This is a genomic window from Pseudomonas sp. Irchel 3F6, from assembly GCF_900187595.1.
In the GTDB taxonomy this organism is placed as follows: domain Bacteria; phylum Pseudomonadota; class Gammaproteobacteria; order Pseudomonadales; family Pseudomonadaceae; genus Aquipseudomonas; species Aquipseudomonas siliginis.
Window position 1 is genome coordinate 1,216,097 of the sequence record NZ_FYDP01000001.1, and the last position, 23,660, is coordinate 1,239,756.

The following is a 23,660-nucleotide window of genomic DNA, read 5'->3' on the forward strand; positions in this document are numbered from 1 at the left end:
TTACCTCCTGAAATCGTTCGGATCTAGTTTGGAGGCGTACTCCAACATTTGTCTGATTCCTTCATCGTACTTGTTGCCAAACTGACTTCTGATGTCATTGATATCCATCTGAATAGCATCCATCAGGCGCCCCTCCTCGAGCAGCTCTTGTTGCTTGTCTCGATAAGCCTTGGCCTCTTCGGAACGACCAAAACTCGCGGTCTTTTTGTGATCCTCTGGATCCATCTTGATGGCAGGACCATCACGACTGCTGATTGGCGCACCTTTGTAGCATTTCTGAGCAGGGCAATGGTGTGAATCCAATCCATCATTCACCGGTTTGCTGGTTTCCTTGTGCGGACCGCCCAGTACATCGGCCGGATCTTTTTTTACAACCGCGACGGTTCTGGTGACAGCCTTGATTCCGAGGGACTTGAATTCCCCAAGTACCGCATCGATCAGGAAACGCGTAGCAACTACATACCCATCGCCGTCGTATTTGTACTCCTCATTACCGCCGTTGTGCTCCTGCTTGGCGGTCTCGTGAAGCTTCGTCAGCTCTTCTTCTGACTCACCGAGCAATTTCGCCGCCAGCTTGATCGCGGCCAGATCTTTCAGCTCATCGATTTTGTCGCCATACGCAGCGTTGAGTAGTCCATTGGCGGCCATGCTCAACAGGAACTTCATCGGGCCCATCACCGCTTGTACAGCGATAACGGTGGCCTGAATTTTCTCTGTCGGCATATCCTTGGTCAGATCAATCAAGTCCAGTACTTGATTCAATGCCAGCTGGCCATGAGTAACCAGGCTTGCAGGAACCGGAATAGGCGGCAGCGTCATTGTTCCCGGTTTATCCGGGCCGCTTGATGGGTCAGCCGTCATCTGCGGGCAGGTATTATTTGCGGTACAACTCTCCACCAGCTTTTCGTAATCAGCCGCTTGTTTCGCAAACTCGGACAGCCCTTTCAGGACTGCCTCAGGCAATGATTTTATCTGGGCGGGGTCCAGTCCCTGTCTAACGAAGTTTTTGGTGACTGCCAGTGCACGCTCTTTACCCAGTTCATCGATAAGTGTCGGGGAAACATCATCAATATCGACAAGCTGAGCATTGATCGCCTGGTTCAGGTTCTGCAGGAAACTCGCCCCGGCTTTAGCCTGATCAAGCATGTTCTTTTTGAAATCAACGACGTTATCGCTCCAGCCCTCGACAGTTTTTACCGGATGGGTAACAGCGTCGATTGAGGAACTGCTGGCGTACAACGTCGTTCGATGTTCGTCATCCTTAGTGATCTCATACGCCCTGTTGACGTCGCGATTGAGTCCGGATGTCGAGTCCTGCCCCGTGGCCTTGTCGTTACGCACAACGATCTGACCTTCACCCACGGTGGCGTTCAGCGTCTGCTGACGATCCTTGTCGTACTTGTAACCCTCTACCGCCCAGCTATTTTTATTCTCTCCTTCCATGCCTTTATTCGGCTTGTCAGCCTGGGCGCCGCCGTTATGGTTATAGCTGCCGCTGACATTGAGGTAATAACCATGCTCGTTATCCTTGCCGGTGATGTTGCGATGGCCGAGGGTGTCGGTATCGAGTTTCAGGTTGCGGTTGTCAGCGCTAATGACCGAGCCGTCGAGTTGTGTGTGCTTCTCGGTGTGGATATCGACTTTGCTCTTGCCACTGATCACCGTCTGGTTTTCGACCCAGTTGGTTTTGCCGCTGGTCTCCCCATACCCCAGTGAACCGCTGGCTGTTACACCGATGCTGACTGCAACCGTGAGGCTGGCGTCGAACTCTTTACCTTCGACCTTGCCGGTGTTCGGCACAGACGTCACGGTGAGGTTGCGGCCGACATCGCCGATGACCTCGTCACCTCGAAGAGTGGCGCCGGCGATCGTTGTGTCACGCCCGCTTTCGAAGCCCAGCTTATTGCCGGCATACAGGTAGGCTTCCTGTTGCTTCACACCTTCGCGGTTGAGATCGCCGATGCCCACGTTCCCCGAACCGTAGATACCAAAACCGTCCTGGCCGGCGATGATTCCGCCTTCTGCGCCCCAGCTACGCCGATCATGGGAACTCTCATAGGCATTTTGTGCGGAAAGGATATTCAGATCGTTGGCGGCTTTGAGGGAAATATCCCGCTCCGCGGTGGCACGGGTACCAATCAGCGTCAGGTCGTTTTTCGCATCCAGATTGATACTGCCGCCAGCATTCAGCTGAGTTGCCGTCGAAGTGCCTTGATTCGATTTGTCTTCAGTCCCGGCGTTACTGACACCCACGCCAAGTTTGAAGCCACCGGTGGTGCCACCTTTGACTCCGCCCTTGCTCTGGGTTGAATGCCCATCGCTGCTTTCGGAACCGTGCGCCACATCGAACGTGATGTCTTTGCCTTTGACGTTGATGTCACGCCCGGCATTGAACTGGCTGCCGCTGACGTTGACGTTGTTCCCGGCGTCGAGCGAGACGTCGCCACCCGCTGAAAGCGTCGATGGACGTTGTGTCACCGAGCTCTGCGTGCTGCTGGAGCTGACACTGGAGGCGCCAATGTGGCCGTCGAACTTTGGTCCGCTGAAGAACTGGTCCAGTGTATCGACCGCTTTCAGTACGCTGGATCCTTTGCTGACCCCATCCTCGCCCTTGCCAGTGCCTTTGAGGCCATCAATGGTGTTGCCGATGTTGTAGGCCGTGGTCACGGTGAGGCCGTTACGCTTGATGATGTCACGGATGGTGACTTCGCTTGCCTCCTCCTTGGCATCGATGTTGATGTCGCGATCAGCTTTGAGGTTAATGTTGTTCGCGGCTGACAAATCCGAGCCTTGCTGATTGATGTCGCGACCGGCGTTTACCTTAAGATTCATCCCCGCATCGATGGAGCTGCCCGCTGCGGTGTAGCCCGTGCTGTTAACGCCATGTTGAATGGTTTCACTGCCGGCGAAGGTGGTGAAAGCATTGCTGTCTATGGTCTGTTTTATACCGACGGTCTTATCTGTATCCCAACTAGTGCTGCGGTGATTGTCGATCGACGCGACCACATTGACATCGCGACCGGCATTGAGAGACGCATTGTGGTCCGCGCTGATCCCACTGCCGATGATATTGATGTCTCGGGAAGCATTCAGAATTGCATCGTTGCCTGCGTTGACCTGGCTTCCGATGCTCTCGGAACTGACGACCTCCCGCACACCCTTGTGCGAAGTAGCGAATGTCATATCGGCGCCGAAACCCGGCGTACCGACGGCCCAACCGATAGCATCCTTCAGCGAAAGCCCGACTTTCTTCTTATATTCCTCAGCCCGGCTATACGCTTGGTCATCAGCTGACGACAGAGTGATATCGCCGGCCTTGTCCACAAGGCCGGCATTCAGTTCTGCGTTATTATCCGCGTTGACTTCACTGGCATTCAGCCGAACATCACGCCCGGCTATCACTACCGCATCGTGACCGGCGTTCAACTCACTGCCAACCTGAGTCACCGAGGTTTGCAGATGGCTGCTGCCACTTTTAGACATACCAAACAGGCCAGTCTTGGTTTTTTTGCTGTAACTGCCTGACTCTTCGGTGCCAGAAAGTACCGCGACATCATTGGTCGCACCGATTAGCAAATCGTTGCCGGCGCTCAATTGACTGCCGATGATCGTGACGTTGCGCCCGCCATCGAGGCTGACGCCATCATCTTTACGCTTCGAGACGTTCATCGTCAGGTCACGACCCGCCTCGATTACCGAAGCGACGTTTTCGCTTTCATAGCTTTCCGACTGTGTGGTTTTGCTTCGTCCGAACGAACCCTTCTTTTTTCTGTAATAGTACGAAGAGGTTTCGTCTTTCGCCGATGCTACCGTGATGTCCTGTACCGCATCGAGGCTGACATCGTCCTGCGCCTTTATACGACTGGCAATAACGCCCAAATCATTGCCCGCGTTCAGCGCGATATCGCGTCCGGCGTTCAATACCGACGACTGTTGCGTGATGCTGTGGGTTTCGTTCGCGCGCTTCTTGCTGCGCGAGAAGTAGTCACTCTCGTCGGCGGCCGAAGTAATGACAATGTCATGGCCTGAATCGACGCTGAGATCGCGCTTGGCATCCAGTCGACTGGCCACGATTGCCACGTCGCGATCGGCACTGATCGACAGATCCCGTCCGGACGTCACTTCAGCGCCGTGCTGGGTGATGGTCTGGTTGAGGAAGTTGCTGCCGCGCGAGTCGGTGCGGCGATCCTGGACCGAGGTGATGTTGACGTCGCGTCCGGCATCGAGCGCCATGTCCTGTCCGCTGCTCAGGACACCACCGATGTTGCTGATGTCGCGACCTGCGCCAATGTTGAGATCATTGGCGGCTTCGATCCGCGCGGCGTTGTTCAGTACGTCGCGATGCTGCAGCGTGCCGCCGTAACTGGAATCGTAGCCATACACGTCGCGTTGGTTGATCACATCGCCGCGAGTGGCGGTCAGGCTGACATCGCGCCCGGAAATAATGCCGCCACCGCTGTTGACGATATTGTTGCCGGCCTTGAGCGTCAGACGCTCGCCCGCCTCGATCAATCCTGTATTGGAGAGGTTGTTGCCGGCTTCGGCCGACAGGTTATTGGAGGCGCGAAGCGTGCCGGCGTTGGTCAGGTCCGTACCGGCAATCAGTGTTACGTCGCCGCCCTGGATGAGCGCACCGTTGGGTGCCAGGCGGTTATTGGCCTGGGCCAGATACAGCACCGGCACTAGCACTTTCTCGCCATTCACTTCGTGCTCTTCGAGCCAGACGATGTCGTGGGTCAGGGCTGCCACTTGCTGAGCGGTCAGAGTTACGCCGACTGACAGGTTCAGTTCATTCTTGCTGGCGACGGCGTTATTCATGAGGTACTTGAACATAGCCTCGTCAGAGGTCTGCCCATCGATGAAACGCTGGCCGGTACGGGCGACAACGGCTTGCTGCACCAGGCGCTGTTCGAACAAGCCGTCGCCCAGACGCTTGGCGCTGTTGTCGGGGTCATAGCCGAGTTTATCGAGCAGGTAGTCCGAGCTCATGAACTGCTTGAGCTCAGTGAGCGCCGGGTTGGTCTCGATCAGGTATTTGTGTGGATTGGAACGCACGCTGGTGTCGGGCAGGCCCTGTACCCGCGGCACGTCGAACGAAACGTTGCCACGATTGGGCAGCAACACGCCGACCGGGCCATCCCCGGCGGCCGCGCTGACATTGATCAGCGTCGCCTGATCGTTGAGATTGAGCGATGGCCGGGCCGCCAATGCCAGTTCGCGGTTCTTGATCGATACAGGATCGCTACCGTCGAACTGAATATCCGTGGCCTTCCTCACTGGCATGCCGCCCGCATGACTTAAGGGCGCAACGGCGATGGAGCCGATTGTCCTCGACGGGCCAGATGCTAGTGTCGGATCGCTGCCGCCTTTACCGCTGAGTCGGAACAGACCGTTGTCGCCGGTTGGCAGCGTGAAGCCAGGCAGTGCCAGCGGGTTGACTTGTTGTTGAGCCAGATCTGGTGGCAACTGCGGGTTCAGAAAAACCACGGTAGGTTTGGCGGAGTTTTTCACCCCGGTGTCCGCGGTGCCTTTGACGGTACCGCCGAAGTTTGTGTACGGGTTCAGATTGCCGTTGTTGATCGTGGTTTTAGCGTTGATCTCTACGGCCTGGCCGGCCTGGACGATAGAGGAAACGCTTGAGCCGCCGTTGGTGAAAACGCGGTCGTCTCGTTGCTTTGTACCGGCAAGGATGGGTGACGGCACTGCCACTTCGGCGCCGATACCGAATTTTGTGTTTACGTCAGAGAGCGCCTGTTTATTCAGCGGTTGGTATTCCCAAAAAGATCCTCCTTTGTCGGGCTCGTGCCAACCGTGAATGTAGCTGTATTTGGTTTTTGAATTGCGCTCCGCATATTTTTGCAGATCCTCGGTTATCCAACTTGGTCGCTTGCTGGGCAAACCGCCGAGTTGATAAACACGCATCCGCGTGAAATTACCCGACTGCAGACCAAAGTTATCGAACGTATCGACATCGAGCTTTATGTTCTTGCCGGCCGAGATCAGCGACGCGGTATTGGTGAAAGCTCCAACATTGGCGGTCAGATTACCTGCTACTGAAATCGACGCTTGCGGCCCGGTAATTGTCGATGTCGATTCAAAATTTTCATTAACGTAGAAAGTCGTACCGCTGAAGGTGATGTCCCCGGAAATAAATTTCTCCTCGCCAATCACCCCTTCTGTCTTGTTATTGAAGCTATTGGCCGACAACGAAAAATCACCGTCGACATTGATCGAAGCCGCGAGGTTATTCACGCTGTTCGCACGGCCACCGCTCATGCCGGCAATTGTCAGATTGCCGATGCTGTAAACATCGCCCGTCTGGTTGGTGAAGTCATTAACCAGCAGGTTCATGTTGCCGCCGCTGAACAACAAGCCGTGATCGTTCACCAGACTTGCCGTCTTGACTGTCAGATCCTGAGCGGCTCCCAGCGTACCGGTGTTGCTGACGCTGCCCGCGTTGATCGTCATGCCGTAATTGGAAGTCAGTCTTCCGCCAGTGTTGTTCAGCAACCCGCCAATGTTGAACGTACCCAGGCCGCCACTGCCGATGCTGGCGAGACTGGTCAGGCCCAGTTGCGCAGCATTGAAGGTCATATCCCCCAGACTGCTCACTCGCCCATTACCGCCGTAAGTCCCACTCAACTGAATATCAAGCCCGCCATCACTGGCTATCAACCCCTCGTTCGTCCAGTTCCCGCCACGCCCCACCAATTGATTCGAGGCGAGCAATTGCCCGCTCGCGGTCTGCACGAAATTGCCGACATTCACCGTCAACCGCCCCGCCTGAATCACGCTGCTGTTGGTCCAGCTGTCCGCGTTCAGGGTCAGGCCGCCACGGGTCACCAGTGAGCCGCCGGCGTTCATTACGTTGGTGGTGGAGATGCCGAATTCACCGAGGCCGACATGGGTCACTGTGCCGCCAGCGTTGAGCAAGCTCGGTGCAGCGAGGGAGAAGTCGGTGTTGGCGGTTTCCACCAGGCCGTTGCGGTTGTCGAACTGGCTGCCGATCTGGAAATCGGTTTTGCCGCTGCCGCCGAGGGCGCGCAGTTTGCCGCTCTGGTTGTTGAGGTTGGCGGCGCGAATCGCCAGGGTGCTGGCGCTTTCAATCAGGCCGCCGTTGTTGGCGAGATTACCGCCGAGGCCAATGTCGATGAGGCTGCCGCTGACCTGGCCGGCCGTGTTGTTCATCGAGCCGGCGATGACGTTCACCTGGCCGCGGGCATAGATGCCGCCGCCGCTGTTGTCGAGGGCGTTGCCGCCGGCGTTGAGCAGGATGTCGCCGCTGTTGGCGGCGATGCGCCCGCCGTCGCTGTAGATGCCGCCCAGCGCACGCAGGTCGAGGCGGCTGCCTTCGATCTTGCCTGACTGGCCGTTGCGCAGGACACCGGTCAGACGGGTTTGCAGCAGACCTTTGAGGCTCGACAGCACGCCGCCTCGGCTGTCGAGGCTGGCGGCAGTGAGGTTCAGGTCGCCGTTCTGCGCAATGATCTTGCCGCCCTGGTTGTCGATTGCGCCGTTGCCCGTGTTGATGGTCAGCGCGGTCATGCTTTGCACCGCGCCGCCGGCGTTGTTCAGCGCGGCTGCGGTGAGAGTGGCGTCGGCGGCGCTGCTGGAAATCAGGCCATCGCCGTCGTTGCGCAACAGGCCGCCGGCGGTGAGATTCAGTTGGCTGCTGGCGGCGATGGTGCCGCGCTGGCTGTTGTTCAGATCGCCGCTGGTGAGCAGTCTCAGCAGACTCTGGCTGATCATCTGGCCGCCACGGTTGTCGATGCTGGCCGAACGCGTCAGCACCAGCGGCCCGGTGCTGCCGAGCGCGCCGTTGACGTTTGTCAGCGCGCCGAGCAGGTCGAGTGTGACGCGATCATCGCCGACCAGGCTGCCGCCGTTGTTGTTCAACGCACCGCCGGTGAAGGTCAGGGCGTTTTTCGCATTCAGGTTACCCGAGGCATTGTTCAGGCTCGCCGCCCGGATATCGAGGGCGTCGGTGCTTTTGATCAAACCACCGGAGGTGTTGTTGAGTTCGCCGCCGAGCACAGTCAAGGTCTGCTTGCCGTCGCTGGTCAGCGTGCCGGCGCTGTTGTTGAGGCTGGCGGCCTTGATGTAAAGCTCGCCCTTGCTGCCCACGCCACCCTGGCTGTGGTTGATCAGTGCGCCGCTGAGGTCGATGCTGACATTGCCGAGCTGGCTGGAGATCGCGCCTGCGAGGCTGTTATCGACGCTACCGCCGGACAGAGTCGCGCCGGTCCAGCCAGAGACCAGTCCGCCCTGATTTTTCAGCTCGGCCGCCGTGAGGGTCAGTTGCTGATTGCTGATCAGGTTGCCGCCGCGATTGTCCAGGCTGTTGGCGCTAAGGCTGAAGCTGTTGACGCTGGAAACCTCACCTTTCTGGTTATTCAGGTCACGCAGGGTGGCGATGCTCAGCACGCCTTTGCTGTTGATCACGCCGTTCTGGTTATTGAGGTCACGCAGATGCGCAATGCTCAGCGCGCCTTTGCTGCTGATCACCCCGCCCTGGTTGTTGAGGTCCTGCGCGGTGACGCCGAGGTCGATGGCAAGGCCAGCGGCACCCACCAGCGTGCCCTCCTCATTGTTCAGGCCGGTGCTGTTGAGGGTCAGCTGCTGCGCGGCGCGGATGCTGCCTTTGTTGTGATTGTCGAGCAGACCATAGACGGTCACCGAGATATCGCTGTCACTGAGCAATACGCCGCCATCGCTGTTGTCGAGACTGGCCGCGCGAACCTGCAACGCTGCCGCCGCGATCGTGCCTTTGATCGAGGTCAGGGCCTTGTCGAGGGTCAGGCTCAGTTTCTGATTGCTCAGCACTTGGCCGCCGCTGTTGTCCAGCGATTTGGCGATCAGTTCAAAGGCCTGCTCGCTGGAAATCTCGCCGCCACGGTTGTTCACCTCAGCGAGATTCTTCAGCAGCAACTGCCCCGGCGCATTGATCACCCCGCCCTGGTTGTTCAGCGCACCGCCATGCAGGTCGACGCTGACGCCGGCGTGGCTGCTGAACAGCTTGCCGCCCTGCTGATCGAGGCCCTGAACATCTGCGATCAGCGCATTGCCAGCGCCGAGGCTGCCAGCCGTGTTGGTCACTTTGCCGGCGCTCAACTCAAGCTGATCGGCGGCGTAAATGCTCGCCTGACTGTTATTGAGTTCGCCGGTAGTGATGTGCAGATTGCTTTTGCTGCTGATCACGCCTTTCTGCTGGTTGTCCAGCGCGCTGCTGGTGAGCGTCAACTGGGCATCAGTCAGCAACTGGCCGCCCCGGTTGCTGACCGCACCGCGTGTGTCGACGCTGAGCGCTTTGGCGCTGGACAGCGTACCGCCATCGTTATTGAGGCTTTGCGCATCGATCGCCAGCGCACCTTCGCTGAACAGACTGCCCTGCGCGTTGTTCAGCTCGCCAGAGAGGGTAATCGCGAGGTCTTGTTGCGTGGTCAGGCGAGCGCTGTTTTCCAGACTCTTGCCGACCAGCGTCAGGCCGGTAGCGCCGGACAGCACGCCGTTGTTGCGGTTGATCACCTCGTTGACGGTCAACGCCAGATTGCCGCCCGCCAGCATGTAGCCGCTGTCGCTGTTGTCGAGCCAGGCACCGATCAGGCTCACGCCGGCCTTACTCGACAGTTCACCGCTGCGGTTATCGACACGGTCGACGACCAGTTGCAGCGCTTGGGTCGAACCGACCAGGCCCTCGCGACGGTTATCCAGACGCGCCGCCGTGAGCGTCAGGCCCTCGTCGGCGATGACCACGCCAGCCTGGTTGTCGAACAGATCAGTGACGGTGAAATCGACCGCGCCACGCCCACGAATCTCACCGCCGCTGTTGTCGAGGCTGGCGCTGCGCGCTTGGAGGCCAGCAGAGGCGATCAGGCCTTTCACGTTGCTCAGCGCACGGTCGATGACCAGGGTGAGTTTTTCATTGCTGAGCAGCTTGCCGCCGTCATTGTTCAGGCTTTGCGCGCTCAGATTCCAGGCTTTGGCAGCGGAGATTTCCCCGGCGCTGTTGTTCACATCCTTGAGATTTTTCAGCAGCAGTTGGCCCGGCGTATGAATGTTGCCGCGCTGGTTATCGAGCAGGCCATTGTTGAGGTCCAGGGTCAGATCGCCGTTGCTGAACAGCTCGCCGCCGTCCTGCTGCAGCGAGGTGACGGAAGCCTGCAGGGTTTTCTGGCTGCCGATGATGCCGCCGGAGTTATCCAGGTGCGCGGTGGTCAGCAGCAGCGTGCCGTCCGTGGCGAGGCTGCCGCCCTGCCGGTTCTTGAACTCACCGGTGGTCAGGGTCGAATCGGCCTTGGCACTGAGGATGCCGTCGTCGCTGTTATCGAGACTGCCGCTGGTGAAGGTCAGGCCCTTTTGCGAGGCGATCAGCCCGCCCTGATTCTGCACCCCGGCGACGCTGGTCAGTGCCATCGCTTCCAGGCTCGACAGCTTGCCCAGGCGATTGTCGAGGCTGCCGAGATTCAGGGTCATCTGCCCTTCACTGCTGATCAGGCCTTGCTGGTTGTCGAGGGCATTGTCGAAGGTCAGGTCCAGTGTGTTCTGGCTGACGATCCGCCCCCCCACATTGCTCAAGCCGATACCGCTGAGCGTCGCCGCGCCTTTGCTGAAAATCAGGCCATTGGTGGCGTTGATGATCTGCGCGACTTTCAGGCCCAGCGTGGTGTCGGACAGCACCTTGCCGCCCTCGCTGTTGTCCAGGCGTGCGCCATTGATATGCAGGTCGAGTTGACTGGAAAGCGTACTGGCGCGGTTGTCGATCTGGTCGACATTGACGGTCAGGGTCTGGAGCGACCCGACCAAGCTGTCCTGGCGGCTGTTGAGGGTTTTGCCGGTGAGTTTCAGATTGCCTTCGGCAACCAGTTCGCCCGTTTGCTGAGTCAGATTGTCGATGCTGGCGTCGATATCGCCCTTGCCGGAAATCCGTCCGGCATCGTTGGTGACATCCCGGGCTTTGAGGCTCAACAGTCCGGTCGAGGTCAGCAAGCCGCCGTTGCTGTTGTTCAGTGTGCTGCCTTCGAAGGTCAGCGCTGCCTTGCTCTCGGCGCGGCCCTTGTCGCGGTTATCCAGATTATCGATCAGCAGCGTCGTCGCTTTGTCGGCGCGCAAAACACCCGCACGGTTGTCGGTGGTCGCGCTGCTGACGGTCAGGGTGTCGAGACCGGAAATCTTGCCGGCGCGGTTATCCAGGCGCGTGGCCTGCACGTCCATCGCACCGTTGGCCTGGATCAGGCCCTTGTTCTGGTTGTTCAACTGGTCGCTGATGCGCGTGGTCAGCGTGCCTTCGCTGGTCAGCTGGCCTTGCTGGCTGTTGTCCAGTTGTTGCGCTTTGATCGCTACGGCCTGTTTCGCGCCGATCCGTCCGGTGCGATTGTTGATGGCGCCGAGGGCGGTGATGTCGAGCAAACGGCCAGCGGTGATCAGGCCGGCGACGTTGTCCAGCGAGGTGAGCGTGAGCACTACGTCGCTCTGGCTGCCAAGTTCACCGTTGCTGTTGATCAACTGACCGATGTTGCCGGTGAGTCTGCCATTGCTGGTGAGCGTGCCTTGATTGTTCAGCACCTGATTGGCAGTGAGGGTCAGGCTGTTGTTGCCCAGCACTTTGCCGGCGTTGCGGTTGTCCAGCGTGCCGGCGGTGATGCTCGTGGTCTGGCCACTGAGCAGGCCATTCTGGTTGTTGAGGGTTTGCGCGGCGTTGACGGTCAGGTTGCGGCTGGCGCTGAGGCTCTTGCCACTGTTGTTCAGATTCTGTGCGCGAAGGCTCAAATCACCGTTGCTGTTACGGCTGCCGTCAGCATTGACGCCGGCTTCGATGGCGCCGGCATTAGTCAGTTGCCCACCGGCGCTGAGCACCACGCTGTCGCGGGCGGCCAAGGTCTGGCGGTTGGTCAGGTTGCCTTGGGTCTGTACGTTGAGCGATGTGCCGGCGTAAACCGGAGCTTGCGCGTCGAGGCTGGCGGCTTTGACGTTGACCGCGCCGGTAGCCGAGGTGTCGGCCAGGCTCAGTTGCCCGTTCGCATCAAGCTGAATATCGCCGCCGCTGGCGATCAGTTTGCCGTCGAGTTTCACCCCGACGCCGGCCTCGGTGCCGACCAGTTTGATCGCTCCGGCGTACATGCCGCCGAGGGCCGAGGAGTCGATGGCCAGTTGCGGTTTGGCGCTGCCGTCGTCGGCGCGGGCCGTGGCGTTGAGGGTGTCGGCGTTGACGTCGTTGCGACCGGCGACGATGGTCAGGTTCTGCGCTTGAATCTGCGCATTGATCTTGGCGCTGCGGGTGATGATTTCGAAACGGTCGATATTGGTCGCGTTGATGCCCGCGCCTTCGATAGCCACGCTGCCCTGATCGACCTGAAAGCGATCCAGCCGACCGTTTTCCAGCACTGGTTTACCGGTAGTCAGCGTCACCCGAGGTGCGTTGATGAAACCGCAGCCATTGCAGGTGATGCCATAGGGGTTGGCGACGATGACCCGCGCCGACTGCCCGGCCACTTCGGTGTAGCCGCGCAACTGACTCGGGTTGCCGCTGATGACTTCGTTCAGAATCGCCTGCGCCGAACCGCTGTTCTTCAGATTCGGGTTGCCAATGACGTGGCCGCCCAGTTGCGTGTTCGAAGTTTGAGTCGCGCTGTTGTTGAGGATGACGCCTTGTGCGCCGACGTTGTAATCGTGGAACTGGTTGTGCGACAGGCCACTGGCGTTGGGCGTGGCGATGTTGACGATCGGCACGCCGTTGCCGGCACGGTCCAGCGTGGTATTCGGGTTAGCCACGACGATGCCGTCGGCCTGCGCCCACAGCGGTTGCCAGAACATGACGTTGGCCAGCAGGAACGCCAGTCCGCGCTTGGGCATGCCGAGGAACAACTCACGGTTTTTCACGACCGCACTCGGCTGATCTGCGAGGAAGGCAAACTGGCGAACGTCCATGTGAAGATCCTGCAACGGGCAATAATCGGTCTGATCAGGTGCCATGCTCCGCAGGTAAGCGGCGCGGATGAGCGCAAAGAGTCGCTGGCATCCCTGCAATAGCGCACTAGCATCAAAATAGTGGCGCGATATTAGATGGCCACTATTTTGGCGTCAATTAATGGATGCGTTGAAAAATCGATTTCGATGAGCGGTACGGCTCAAATCCGTAGGCAATGAGCTTGTTAACGGATCTATTTATCAGCGTAGGTTTGCGAGCGCGGGTACGCCTTCAGGGTTACTCACGATTCATCCGAAGCAACCTCTGTAAGATTTCAGACGATCCCTTGTAGGTTTCATCCCGAGTGTTCGATTCCTACGCAAAACACAGAAAGATCTGACTGCTGTCGTTTTCCAGATACACGCACATTTCTCTGTCACAAACAGATACAGGGAAATGTGCTCAATGATGCACCCCGCCAACCTCGCGGCAGCCGCCGCGTCCAAAGCCCCGATCATCGGCCCCGCCGCCTGCCCCTTGCGCAACACCCACGTGCAACTGTTGCCCCTCGCGTACGGCCTTGTCGAAAAATCCTTCGACCCCAGCACCGAACTCACGCTGCCGTACACCCTGACCACGCGCCCCATGGGTATCCGCCGCCTGCGCGATGGCTGGCTGTACATCGTCGACAGCCTCAGCGGTGAGCTCTATGAATACCGCGTGCTGGAAGGTGTCATCAGCGCATTGCTGCATCGCGGCAAAAGCGTCAGCGAGGATCAGCGCAGCGCCATCGAAGAACGTCCGGCGTTGATCTTCTCGCGCAAAAGCACCCTTTACGTGACCTTCGCTGATGTGCAGTTGAGCGCGGCGAAGTGCCGACAGGTGCTGGACAGTGCGCAGGAGCGCGAGCACTTCATGCAGGCGGTCGATCTTGGCCCGGTGCATTGTCTGATCGGCGGCGAGCATCTGCTTACCGTGGCCCAGGCCAAACAGTGGCTGGCGGAAGTGGCCTGCACAGCGAAACCGCTGGCCGAGGCGGACGCCACGCGGATGCCGACGGTGCAGGTCAGCGATGCGCCGGAGCACGAACGCGAACCTTATTTGTGGTAAAACCCGCGACGTTTTCGCGAGGCGCATATCGGCGAATTTCTTGGTCGGGTGCGCGGGCCTTATCAGGACGACACGCTGTTTCTGCTGGTCAACGACGACCTCGGCGTGATGCGCGATCTGGCTGATTATCAGGACCTGGTGGTCGGCTGGGTCGAGCAGTGGAGCAACACCGACAACAACGAGCGCGACTATCTGCTGGCCAGTTACATCGAGTCGCTGAGCCAGCTCGGATCTCAGGACTTCGACACTTTGGCCAAGGCCAGCGACGATCCGCGCGCCCAGGCATTGTTTGCTGAACTGGAGCAATTGCCCGAACCGGATCGGGAAAATACCCGGCAGGCGCTGCTCGAGTATTTGAACAAGGGTGGTGAGCTCGAGCCAGTTGCAGGCGAAGCCACGCCTGAGTTGCAACAGCTTCGCGAAAAGGCACTGGACGAGTCGCTGGCGCTGAACCGTTTCGACGGCGTCGCCCCGGATTTCACCGCACATGCTCGCGTCACCGCCGAGGCAGATCGGCGCTTTTACACCCGTGAATATTTTGTTGAAGTGGCCCCGGCCGACTTCGTCGAGCGCCACCTCAGCACACTGGTCGAGCTCGGCAAAGATCAGAGTCGGCGCATGAAAGACGTGCTCGACGGCCCGCTGCTCAGCGGCAAGCGCGGCATCAACGACCTGATCGACCGCCCGGCGATGGACGAGGTGCTGAACAATCATCGCGACAACCTCGGACGCTGGAATCGCCTGCTCGAACGCATCACCGCCGATCGCGCGCAACTGCTGTGCGCCGGGCGTTTCCATCGCTCGGCGTGGTATTTCGACGGGCAACTGCCAGCGCAGATCGATCAGGCTTTCGCCAGCGAATACGCCTGCCTCAAGGACATCGGCCGCAGCGACGCGGCCAACGAGCAAATGCTCGATTACCTCGAACAACACCCGCAACTGACCCGCCCGTTGTTCTACACCTTGCCGCTGCGCTTGCAGACCGAGCAGGCCGGGCAATATTCAACGCTGTTCAACGCCGGCATGGCGATGTTCAACAACCTGCCGGACTGGCTGGCCAAGTTGCAGAGCATCGAGCAGCCGCAGCTGCCCGCGCTGGACGACCTGCCCGCACACAGCCGAGTCCTCGCCGATGCCGTGCAAGACACCTACAGCCCGGCGCTGAACCTCGGCCTGAGCCGGGCGCTGGAAGGCTTCGATCTTGCCGGCGAGAAAATCCCCGACCTCGACGAACTGTTCCAGCGCTTGCCCAAAGCCCTGCGCCTGCGCGTCTTCGACGCCGCGCGAACCAGCGGCGTGACCTTCACCGTATCCACCCCGGCGGAACAAGCGGCGCTGCAAGCCACGATCAAGGAAGTGCTGCGCGAGCGCGACTACCTGAAAACCCTCAACCGCGAACGCAACCAGCTCACCCACAACAAAAACCGCCAGGGCCACAAAACCGCCCGGGCGGTGGAATTGCAGGAAGAAATCGTCCGCGTGCGCACGCAATTGGCGCTGTTCGAAGGCCGCCTCGCGGCGGCGTTGAGCCCGATTGATGAACTGCCGGATCGCTCGGCCCGGCTGTATGGCGCCACACCGGCGAAAGCGGGCGTGACGGTGGTGTTTCCGCCGGCGCAGCAAGGGGAATTGCGCGGGTTGCTGGAGAATATTCGCGCGGGGGTGGCGGGGGTTTCGAAGGCGAGTCTGGTGCGGACGGAGGGGATGGGGTTGTTGGTGGTGTTGGTGCAGGTGGTGAATTTGGTGGGGGTTTATCGGGAGCTGCGCAGGCAAACCGCGAATAAACGGGTTTGGCAGCCATTCGCCAATGCGATTGTCGCTACTGGGGCTGCAGGATTTACTGCCGCGCAAAGTCTCGGGGATACAGCCTTGAAAAACCGCAGTTCATTTCTGGCGACGAATCTTCAGCAGGCGGCGCTGAAAAACGTGCATGTGCAGTTAGGGAAACTGCATGTGGGATTAGGTTTTTTCACCTATTTGGCAGGGTTGGCATCGTCTGCGAACAGTCTTGTCACGCAGCGCAAAAATTGGGAGCAGGCGATTCGTAGTGGAAGCCATTCGGCGGGTAATGCAGCGGCACTGGGCACCTTGGGTTCCAGCGGAATGACAACCGTCAACGCATATGGTTTGGGTCACACCCTGTACGCAGGTTATACCGTGATTGTGGCGCCAAACGGTGCTGCACGAACTGCCGCGTGGGCCGCTGCGGGTACACGCCTTTCTACGGTGTTCTTCCGTTTCAACTTGGCGGGCGCGCTATTTACGGTCCTGGAGCTCAGCGGCAGTTGGTTGTATAGCCGCTTCAACCTCAGTGCCCACGATAAATGGCTGACAATCACACCATGGAGCAGGGATGGCGAGATGCGTGGTGACCACTCTCTTGATGACTATCAAAGTTACTTGGCTTTTTTAATTCACGCGCCTTACGCGCAACTTGGGAGAAATCCGCATGACTACTGGCTGAAAGATCTGCTGGTCAGAGCCAAGACCAGCGATATTCATCTGGTGCTGCCTCGACTGACGCTGAATGACTTGTTGCCTTCCCTTGGCAGTGAACCAAGCTGCCGGCTAGGTATCGGCGCACACCGCATTTCCAATCCGCTGCACAGTAGAGGAGTTCCACGGGAGCGGAGAGATGTCATCAGCAACGAAATTGTGAATAGCCTGCGCATCGTCAAGTCCAATTCGGAGGGACTCGTGCTCTGTCTTCAATACCCCAAAAATTCCGACTCTGAATTCGTCCCGGCGAAAGAAACACTGGAGTTGGCGGTTTGCATTCAGGCTATGAACAAAAAGGGTGAGTGGCAGTCACGAACCCGAGTAATCCATCTGGATCCTCGTGGAGACGGACACTACGCCGTAGTTGCACCTCAGTTTGTCAAAGAAAAGCCACCACTTGTTAAGGTCGAAATCCAGTATCTGGAGCGAGCCGACCATGCGCAATAGCAACGACAAACAAACACCAAGAGTGGCATTTGTACTGCCGAAACAAGCGGGATTTATTGAGCCGTTTCCGAGTGGAAAAATTACCTATCTCGCGCCCTTGCCATTACCAACACAAACGCCACCCTACGGGCCTCATATAGGGGTACTAAACAGTGTTTACATGGACTTCGGGTTGGGAAACCCGCAGGTATTCATGTGGCAGGTGACTTTAGGAGGACCGTTCAGTGGCACATTCATGATCGCGTTTCTATATCCACTGGTGGGAGGCTTAATTGGGCTCATGTTTGGAGATAACTGGGAGTTCATTAAGGAAATTATTGAGGGTGTTTTTCTTGCCCTTTACAAATTGGCGTTATTAACGGGTTTTATGGCCTTGGGTATCGGCCTGGCCGTCTGGCACCACGTCCACAAAAAACGTCTCTCCCTCATCCCAACCCGCTTCAACCGCCAACGCCGCGAAGTCTGCTTCATGCCCGAAGGCGCCACCGAACCAGTCTTCGTTCCATGGGAATCGCTCAGCGCCTGGATCATCGAAGCCAAAGGCGCCACCCAGTTTGGCATTCACCGCCAATACGGCATGGGCATCGGTTTCTACCAAGGTGAAACCCTCATAAGCCAGGAATTCCAATGCGCCGGCCTGGAGCTTGCGATCAGCCACTGGGAAGCGATTCGCGGCTACATGGAGTACGAGGTCAACGACCTTAAATCGATCCAGGACCTGCAAGACCTGCAAGGCCCGGACGACCCACCCCACGAAGGCCTGCATACATTCCACAATGCCCGCGCGCGGATGCATCAGCAGATCCATGAAGGCCGCCGCTCGCGGTTGTCGGGGTTCTTCTGGTACCTGTATCACGTCATGACCCTATGGACGATTCCCAACCGTCTGCTCGAATGGGAAATTCGTCGGCTGGAAAGAATCGGCAAGCAGGCGCTGCCGGAAGTCATGCGCGAATGGTCCGAGCCATTGCCAAAAGAGCAATGGGCCAAGCCGAGCGAAGAGTTGTTGCGGATGAGCGAGCTGGTGCGGCAGATGCACAGACGCCAGCCGCATCGGCCGATTACCGAAATATTCGCCGCTGCCGGTGCAAGCAGACACACGACAAGGCAAGGGGCGTGATTTGCCAGTAAACTCCCCTCCTCTCGCCGCCCGTTCTTCTTCGCGGCCACCCTCTTGATCAAAATGCGGAGTCCACCTTGCGTTTGTTCCACACCTCCGACTGGCACCTTGGGCAAAACCTGCACGGCCAGGAGCGCGATTTCGAGCACGCGTGTTTTCTCGAATGGCTGCTGCGCCAGTTGCACTTGGCGCAGCCGGATGTGCTGCTGATTGCCGGCGATATCTTCGATACGGTCAATCCGCCAGTCAAAGCTCAGGAACGCCTTTACGACTTCATCGTCAGCGCTCACGAACAGCAGCCGTTGCTGACCATCGTGATGATCGCCGGCAACCATGATTCCGGCTCGCGGATCGAGCTGCCGGCGCCGTTGATGCGGCGTTTGCGCACTCACGCGTTGGGTCGGGTCTTGTGGCTGGATGACGGGCAACTCGATGCCGAGCGCCTGCTGCTGCCGCTGCCGAATGCCCAAGGAGAAATCGCCGCGTGGTGTCTGGCGCTGCCGTTTTTGCGCCCGGCGGAAGTCACTGGCGCGCATCTGGGTGACAACTATCTGCGCGGCATCGGTCAGGTGCATGAATGGCTGATCGCGGCGGCGAATGCCAAGCGTCAACCCGGGCAGGCGTTGATCGCTATCAGCCACGCGCACATGGCCGGGGGCTCTGTGTCGGAGGATTCCGAACGCAGCCTGATCATCGGCAATGCCGAAGCGCTGCCCGCCAGCCTGTTCGGCGAAAGCATCAGTTACGTCGCCCTCGGCCATTTGCACAAGCCGCAGAAGGTCAACGGCGAGGAGCGCATTCGCTACAGCGGCTCGCCGATTCCGCTGTCGTTCTCCGAAATCGGTTATCAGCATCAGATTCTCGATGTGGTCCTGGACGGTGAAACCCTGGTCAGCGTCGAGCCGAAACTGATCCCGCGCTCGGTCAATCTGCAGCGCATCGGCCCGGCGCCGCTGGCCGAGATTCTGCTGCAACTGGCCGACCTGCCGAACATCGATCTGCTCGCCGAAACCCAGCGCCAGCCCTGGCTCGAAGTGCGCGTGCGTCTGGATGAGCCGCAGCCGGATCTGCGCCATCAAGTGGAAACCGCACTGCAAGGCAAAGCCGTGCGACTGGTGCGCATCGCCGCTGAATACGCCGGCAATCGTGGCGCCGATGGCAGCGATGACGGCAGCACACTGATCGAACTCGACCAGCTCACCCCGCAGGAACTGTTCAGCCGCGCCTGGCTCGACAATTACGGCAGCGAGGTCGACGACCAGACGCTCAAGGACTTCGCCGAACTTCTGCAGGACGTGCAACTGGAGGGCGAGCAGCCGTGAAGATTCTCGCCATTCGTTTGAAGAACCTCGCCTCGCTGGCCGGTCCGTTCGAGATCGATTTCACCGCCGAACCGCTGGCCAGCGCTGGTCTTTTTGCGATCACCGGCCCGACCGGCGCTGGCAAGAGCACGCTGCTTGATGCGTTGTGTCTGGCGCTGTTCGGCGCCGTGCCGCGCCTGAACAACACCGGTCGCGATGCGAAAGTCCCCGACGCTGACGGTGAAATCGCCACTGGTGACCCGCGCACCTTGCTGCGACGCGGCACCGGTGAAGGCTATGCCGAAGTGGATTTTGTCGGCGTCGATGGCCGCCGCTATCGCGCGCGCTGGGAAGCCAATCGTGCTCGCGAGAAGGCTGGTGGCAAACTCCAGGCCAGTCGGCAGAGCCTGCGCGACATCGATCAGGATCAACTGCTCGCCAGCCAGAAAGGCGAATACAAAACCCAGCTGGAAGCCGCGCTGGGCCTGAACTTTGAACAGTTCACCCGCGCTGTGCTGCTGGCGCAGAGTGAGTTCAGCGCGTTCCTCAAGGCTGACGACAACGACCGCAGTGAACTGCTGGAAAAACTCACAGACACCGCGCTCTACACCCGCCTCGGCCGCCGCGCTTTCGACAAGACCAAAGAAGCCCGCGAAGCGCACAAGCTGTTGCAGGATCAGGCTACCGGGGTAACGCCTTTGGCGCCGGAAGCGCGCGCCGAACTCGACGAGCGTTTCAACACCGCGCAGCAACATATGAAGGCGCAACAGGCGCAGCTCAAACAGCTTGAGCAACAACACGGTTGGCTGAAGGATTTGCGTCAGTTGCAGGACGCGCAAAAAGCCGCCAGCGAACAACTGCAAACCGCGCAACAGCAATGGCAGGCACTGGCCGGCGAGCGGGTGAAGCTGACGCGTCTGGAACAGCTTGGCCCGCAACGCCATCAGTTCGCGCGCAAGGCCGAGCTTGATGCGCTGCTGACGCCACTGACGACGCAGATTGCCGCGCACACCCAACAACACGCCGCGTTGGGCGAACGCCAGACGCAACTGGCGCAAAACCTCGATACAGCAAAAGTCGCCCTCAGCGAAGCACAACAACGCCAGAGCGAAAACGCGCCGTTGCTGCGTCAGGCATTCGAAGAGCAAAGCACCCTCGCCCGTCTGATCAAGGACACTGCCAGCAGCGCCGAAGCCCGACAAACCGCCGAGCAAGCGTTCAAGGATGGCCAGAGCGCGATTCAGGCCTTGCAGGAAAAACAGGCTGAGGTCGCCGAGCGTTTGCAACGCATCGCCACCGAGCTTGAGCAGAGTGCGCATCTGGCGCCGTTGAGCGATGCCTGGAGCGCCTATCGCGACCGTCTGCAACAGCTGATGCTGATCGGCAACCGCATGAACAAGGGCCAGAGCGAACTGGCGTCCCTCGAACAGAACGCCGCGCGCAGTGCTGAGCAACTGGCCTCGCACAAGCAGCAACTGGAAGTGCTGTTCAAAGAGGCCGGCGCCGAGCCCGACGCGGTTGCGGAACAGATCGGCCTGCTCGGCACTTTGCTGCAGGACAACCGCAAACAGCTGCGCGCAGTTGAAGACCTGTCGCGCCTGTGGGCGTCTCAGCAGGATCTCGACAAGCGCAGCGCCGAGTTGCAACAACGTCAGCTCGACGCGCAGCAGCAACGCGAACGCTTGACCCAGGACGGTGTGAAAACCAAGGCCGAACTGACCGTCGCCGAGCAGACCCTCAATGTCACTCGCGAACTGCTCGAGCGTCAGCGGCTGGCGCGCAGTGCCAGTGTCGAAGAGTTGCGCGCGCAGTTGCAGGACGATCAGCCCTGCCCGGTCTGCGGCAGCAACGAGCATCCCTATCACCAGCCCGAAGCGCTGTTGCAGAGCCTTGGCCGTCACGATGAAAGCGAACAGGCCAACGCCCAGCAAGTGGTCGATCAGCTCAAGGAAAAACTGATCGAGCTGCGCGGCGAAGTCGGTGGCGTGATCGCGCAACAGAAAGAATTGCTCCAGCAACAGGAACAACTGGCGGCGCAACAACAAGCCCTGGCCCCGAGCCTCGACGCGCATCCGCTGGCCGCGCAACTGTTCAATCAGAACGCCGACAAACGCGACGCCTGGCTCAGCCGCCAGACCGAGCAGTTGAACCAGAGCATCACTCAAGACGAACAACGGCAAAGCGCCCTGCTCACCTTGCAACAGGACGCGGCGCGCTTGTCGCAACAATTGCGTCAGGCCGAAGTGGCTCACCAGCAAGCGACGCAACAGCTGAGCCATCAGCAGCATGAACTCAACAGCGACCGTCAGCGTCTTGAAGAAGAACTCGCCGCGTTTGGCCCGCTGCTGCCCGCCGACACGCTTGAGGCCTTGCGCCTTGAGCCGGCGGCAACGTTCATGCAGCTGGATCGGCAGATCGCCGAGCGTCTGGCCCAGCTCGAACAGCAAAAGGAAGAGCTGAGCGAACAGCAGCAACGCCAGCAGACGTTGGAGAAAGAACAGGATCGCCAACAGCTGCGCACTCAGCAACTGCACAGCGCCGAGCAACAATTCACCGCGCTGACCGAGCAGCAGCAAAGCTGTCAGGAAAAACTCGCGCAGTTACTTGGCGAGCACAGCAGCGCCGAGCATTGGCAGCAGCAGCTGGAACACGCGGTGGAACAGGCGCGCGTCGCCGAAACCAGCACCGCTGAGGAGCTGCAAAGCGTGCGCACGCAGCTGGTGCAGACCGCAGCCGAACTCAAGTCTCAGCAGGATCGCCTGCAAGCATTGGAGGCTGAAGAACAGGCACTCGCCGGCAAGATCGCCGATTGGCGCGCCAGCCACCCGGAACTGGATGACAGCGGCCTGGAAAACTTGCTGCGCTTCGACGACGCGCAAGTCGCCGAACTGCGCCAGACCCTTCAGCACAACGAAAAAGCCATCGAACAAGCCCAGGTCTTGTTGCAAGAGCGCGATCAGCGCCTGCTCGATCACCAGGCCCGGCAGGACGGCAAGCTCGAGGCCGCACAACTGGACAGCGCCCTCGCTGAGCTGCAAAACCAGTTCGCCGTCAGCGAACAGCAGTGCGCCGAACTGCGCGCCGAACAGGCGGAAGACCAGCGCCGACAGAACGCCAATCAGGCGTTGGCCCGGCAGATCGCTGACGCCTACGCCGAGTATCAACGCTGGGCGCGACTCAGTGCCTTGATTGGCTCGGCCACCGGTGACACCTTCCGCAAGATCGCCCAGGCGTACAACCTCGACCTGCTGGTGCACCACGCCAACGCGCAGCTGCGCCAACTGGTCAAACGCTATCGCCTCAAACGTGGCGGCAGCATGCTCGGCCTGCTGGTGATGGACACGGAAATGGGCGACGAACTGCGCTCGGTGCATTCGTTGTCGGGCGGCGAGACGTTCCTCGTATCACTCGCCCTTGCGCTGGGTCTGGCCTCGATGGCGTCGAGCACGCTGAAAATCGAATCGCTGTTTATCGACGAAGGTTTCGGCAGCCTTGATCCGGAATCCTTGCAACTGGCCATGGACGCGCTCGATGGCTTGCAGGCACAGGGACGCAAGGTGGCGGTGATTTCCCACGTGCAGGAAATGCACGAGCGGATTCCGGTGCAGATTCAGGTGCGGCGCCAAGGCAATGGTTTGAGCACGCTGGAGGTGAAATGAACACGCTGTATTCCTTCCGCCGCTGCCCTTACGCCATGCGTGCGCGAATGGCGTTGCGTTATGCGGGCGTGCCGGTGGAGATTGTCGAAGTCAGTCTCAAGGACAAACCGGCGCAGATGCTGGCGCTCTCGCCCAAGGGCACCGTGCCGGTGCTGAATGCCGATGGCGTGGTGATCGATGAGAGTCTGCAGATCATGTGCTGGGCGTTGGCGCAGAATGATCCGGATGATTGGTTGCTGGCCGGTGATTCGTTCGCGGCACTGTGGATGGAGAAACTGATTGAAGGCAATGATCAGATTTTCAAATCGGCTTTGAATCGCTACAAGTACGCCGAGCGTTACCCTGAGCAGCCGATGGAAGCTTATCGGGCTGAAGGTGCGTTATTTCTGCAGAAACTGGATGAGCTGCTTGAAGGACGTGAGTACTTGCTGGCCGATCATCCGAGCCTCGCCGACATCGCCCTGCTGCCCTTCGTCCGGCAGTTCGCTCACGTTGATCGCGAGTGGTTCGCGCAGACGCCTTATGTTCGCTTGCAGGTGTGGTTGCAGCGTTTCCTCGAATCCGACCTGTTCACCTCAATCATGAAAAAATAACCCTCTGTCCCTTTGATCGTTCCCACG

The 23,660-nt window shown here is 59.4% G+C and carries 7 protein-coding genes; 6 read left to right on the top strand and 1 reads right to left on the bottom strand.

What is annotated here, in order from left to right; genetic code table 11:
* The gene (locus tag CKW30_RS05295; protein ID WP_095180192.1) at positions 1 to 12,924 is read right to left on the bottom strand and encodes a hemagglutinin repeat-containing protein; all 12,924 of its coding nucleotides are present in this window, start codon (positions 12,922 to 12,924) and stop codon (positions 1 to 3) included.
* 445 nt (positions 12,925 to 13,369) lie between these two features.
* Here CKW30_RS05295 and CKW30_RS27450 point away from each other — a divergent pair, with 445 nt between their 5' ends.
* The 6 genes from CKW30_RS27450 to CKW30_RS05320 all read left to right on the top strand — a co-directional run bounded on the left by CKW30_RS27450 (position 13,370) and on the right by CKW30_RS05320 (position 23,633).
* On the top strand, positions 13,370 to 14,014 hold the full coding sequence (locus tag CKW30_RS27450) for a toxin VasX (RefSeq protein WP_256584161.1): 645 nt from the start codon (positions 13,370 to 13,372) through the stop codon (positions 14,012 to 14,014).
* Between the two features lie 48 nt (positions 14,015 to 14,062).
* Positions 14,063 to 16,960, top strand: a complete 2,898-nt coding sequence (locus CKW30_RS05300; RefSeq protein WP_256584162.1) for a hypothetical protein — start codon at positions 14,063 to 14,065, stop codon at positions 16,958 to 16,960.
* A complete protein-coding gene (locus CKW30_RS05305; RefSeq protein WP_256584163.1) occupies positions 16,950 to 18,080 on the top strand; it encodes a hypothetical protein in 1,131 nt (376 codons plus the stop codon). The genes CKW30_RS05300 and CKW30_RS05305 overlap by 11 nt, the downstream gene beginning before the upstream one ends.
* Before the next feature lie 77 nt (positions 18,081 to 18,157).
* Entirely contained in the window at positions 18,158 to 19,402 is a 1,245-nt protein-coding gene (locus tag CKW30_RS05310) for an exonuclease SbcCD subunit D C-terminal domain-containing protein (RefSeq protein ID WP_095180193.1), read from the top strand.
* Positions 19,399 to 23,040 (top strand): AAA family ATPase, encoded by a 3,642-nt coding sequence (locus tag CKW30_RS05315; protein WP_095180194.1) that lies wholly within the window; start codon positions 19,399 to 19,401, stop codon positions 23,038 to 23,040. The genes CKW30_RS05310 and CKW30_RS05315 overlap by 4 nt, the downstream gene beginning before the upstream one ends.
* On the top strand, positions 23,037 to 23,633 hold the full coding sequence (locus CKW30_RS05320; protein ID WP_095180195.1) for a glutathione S-transferase: 597 nt from the start codon (positions 23,037 to 23,039) through the stop codon (positions 23,631 to 23,633). Before CKW30_RS05315 ends, CKW30_RS05320 begins: the two co-directional genes overlap by 4 nt.
* Positions 23,634 to 23,660 lie beyond the last annotated feature (27 nt).

Bases quoted from the DNA above. Each gene is read 5' to 3' on its own strand.
- CKW30_RS05305 (WP_256584163.1), top strand. From the start codon at position 16,950: ATGCGCAATAGCAACGACAAACAAACACCAAGAGTGGCATTTGTACTG.
- CKW30_RS27450 (WP_256584161.1), top strand. From the start codon at position 13,370: ATGATGCACCCCGCCAACCTCGCGGCAGCCGCCGCGTCCAAAGCCCCG.
- CKW30_RS05295 (WP_095180192.1), bottom strand. From the start codon at position 12,924: ATGGACGTTCGCCAGTTTGCCTTCCTCGCAGATCAGCCGAGTGCGGTC.
- CKW30_RS05320 (WP_095180195.1), top strand. From the start codon at position 23,037: ATGAACACGCTGTATTCCTTCCGCCGCTGCCCTTACGCCATGCGTGCG.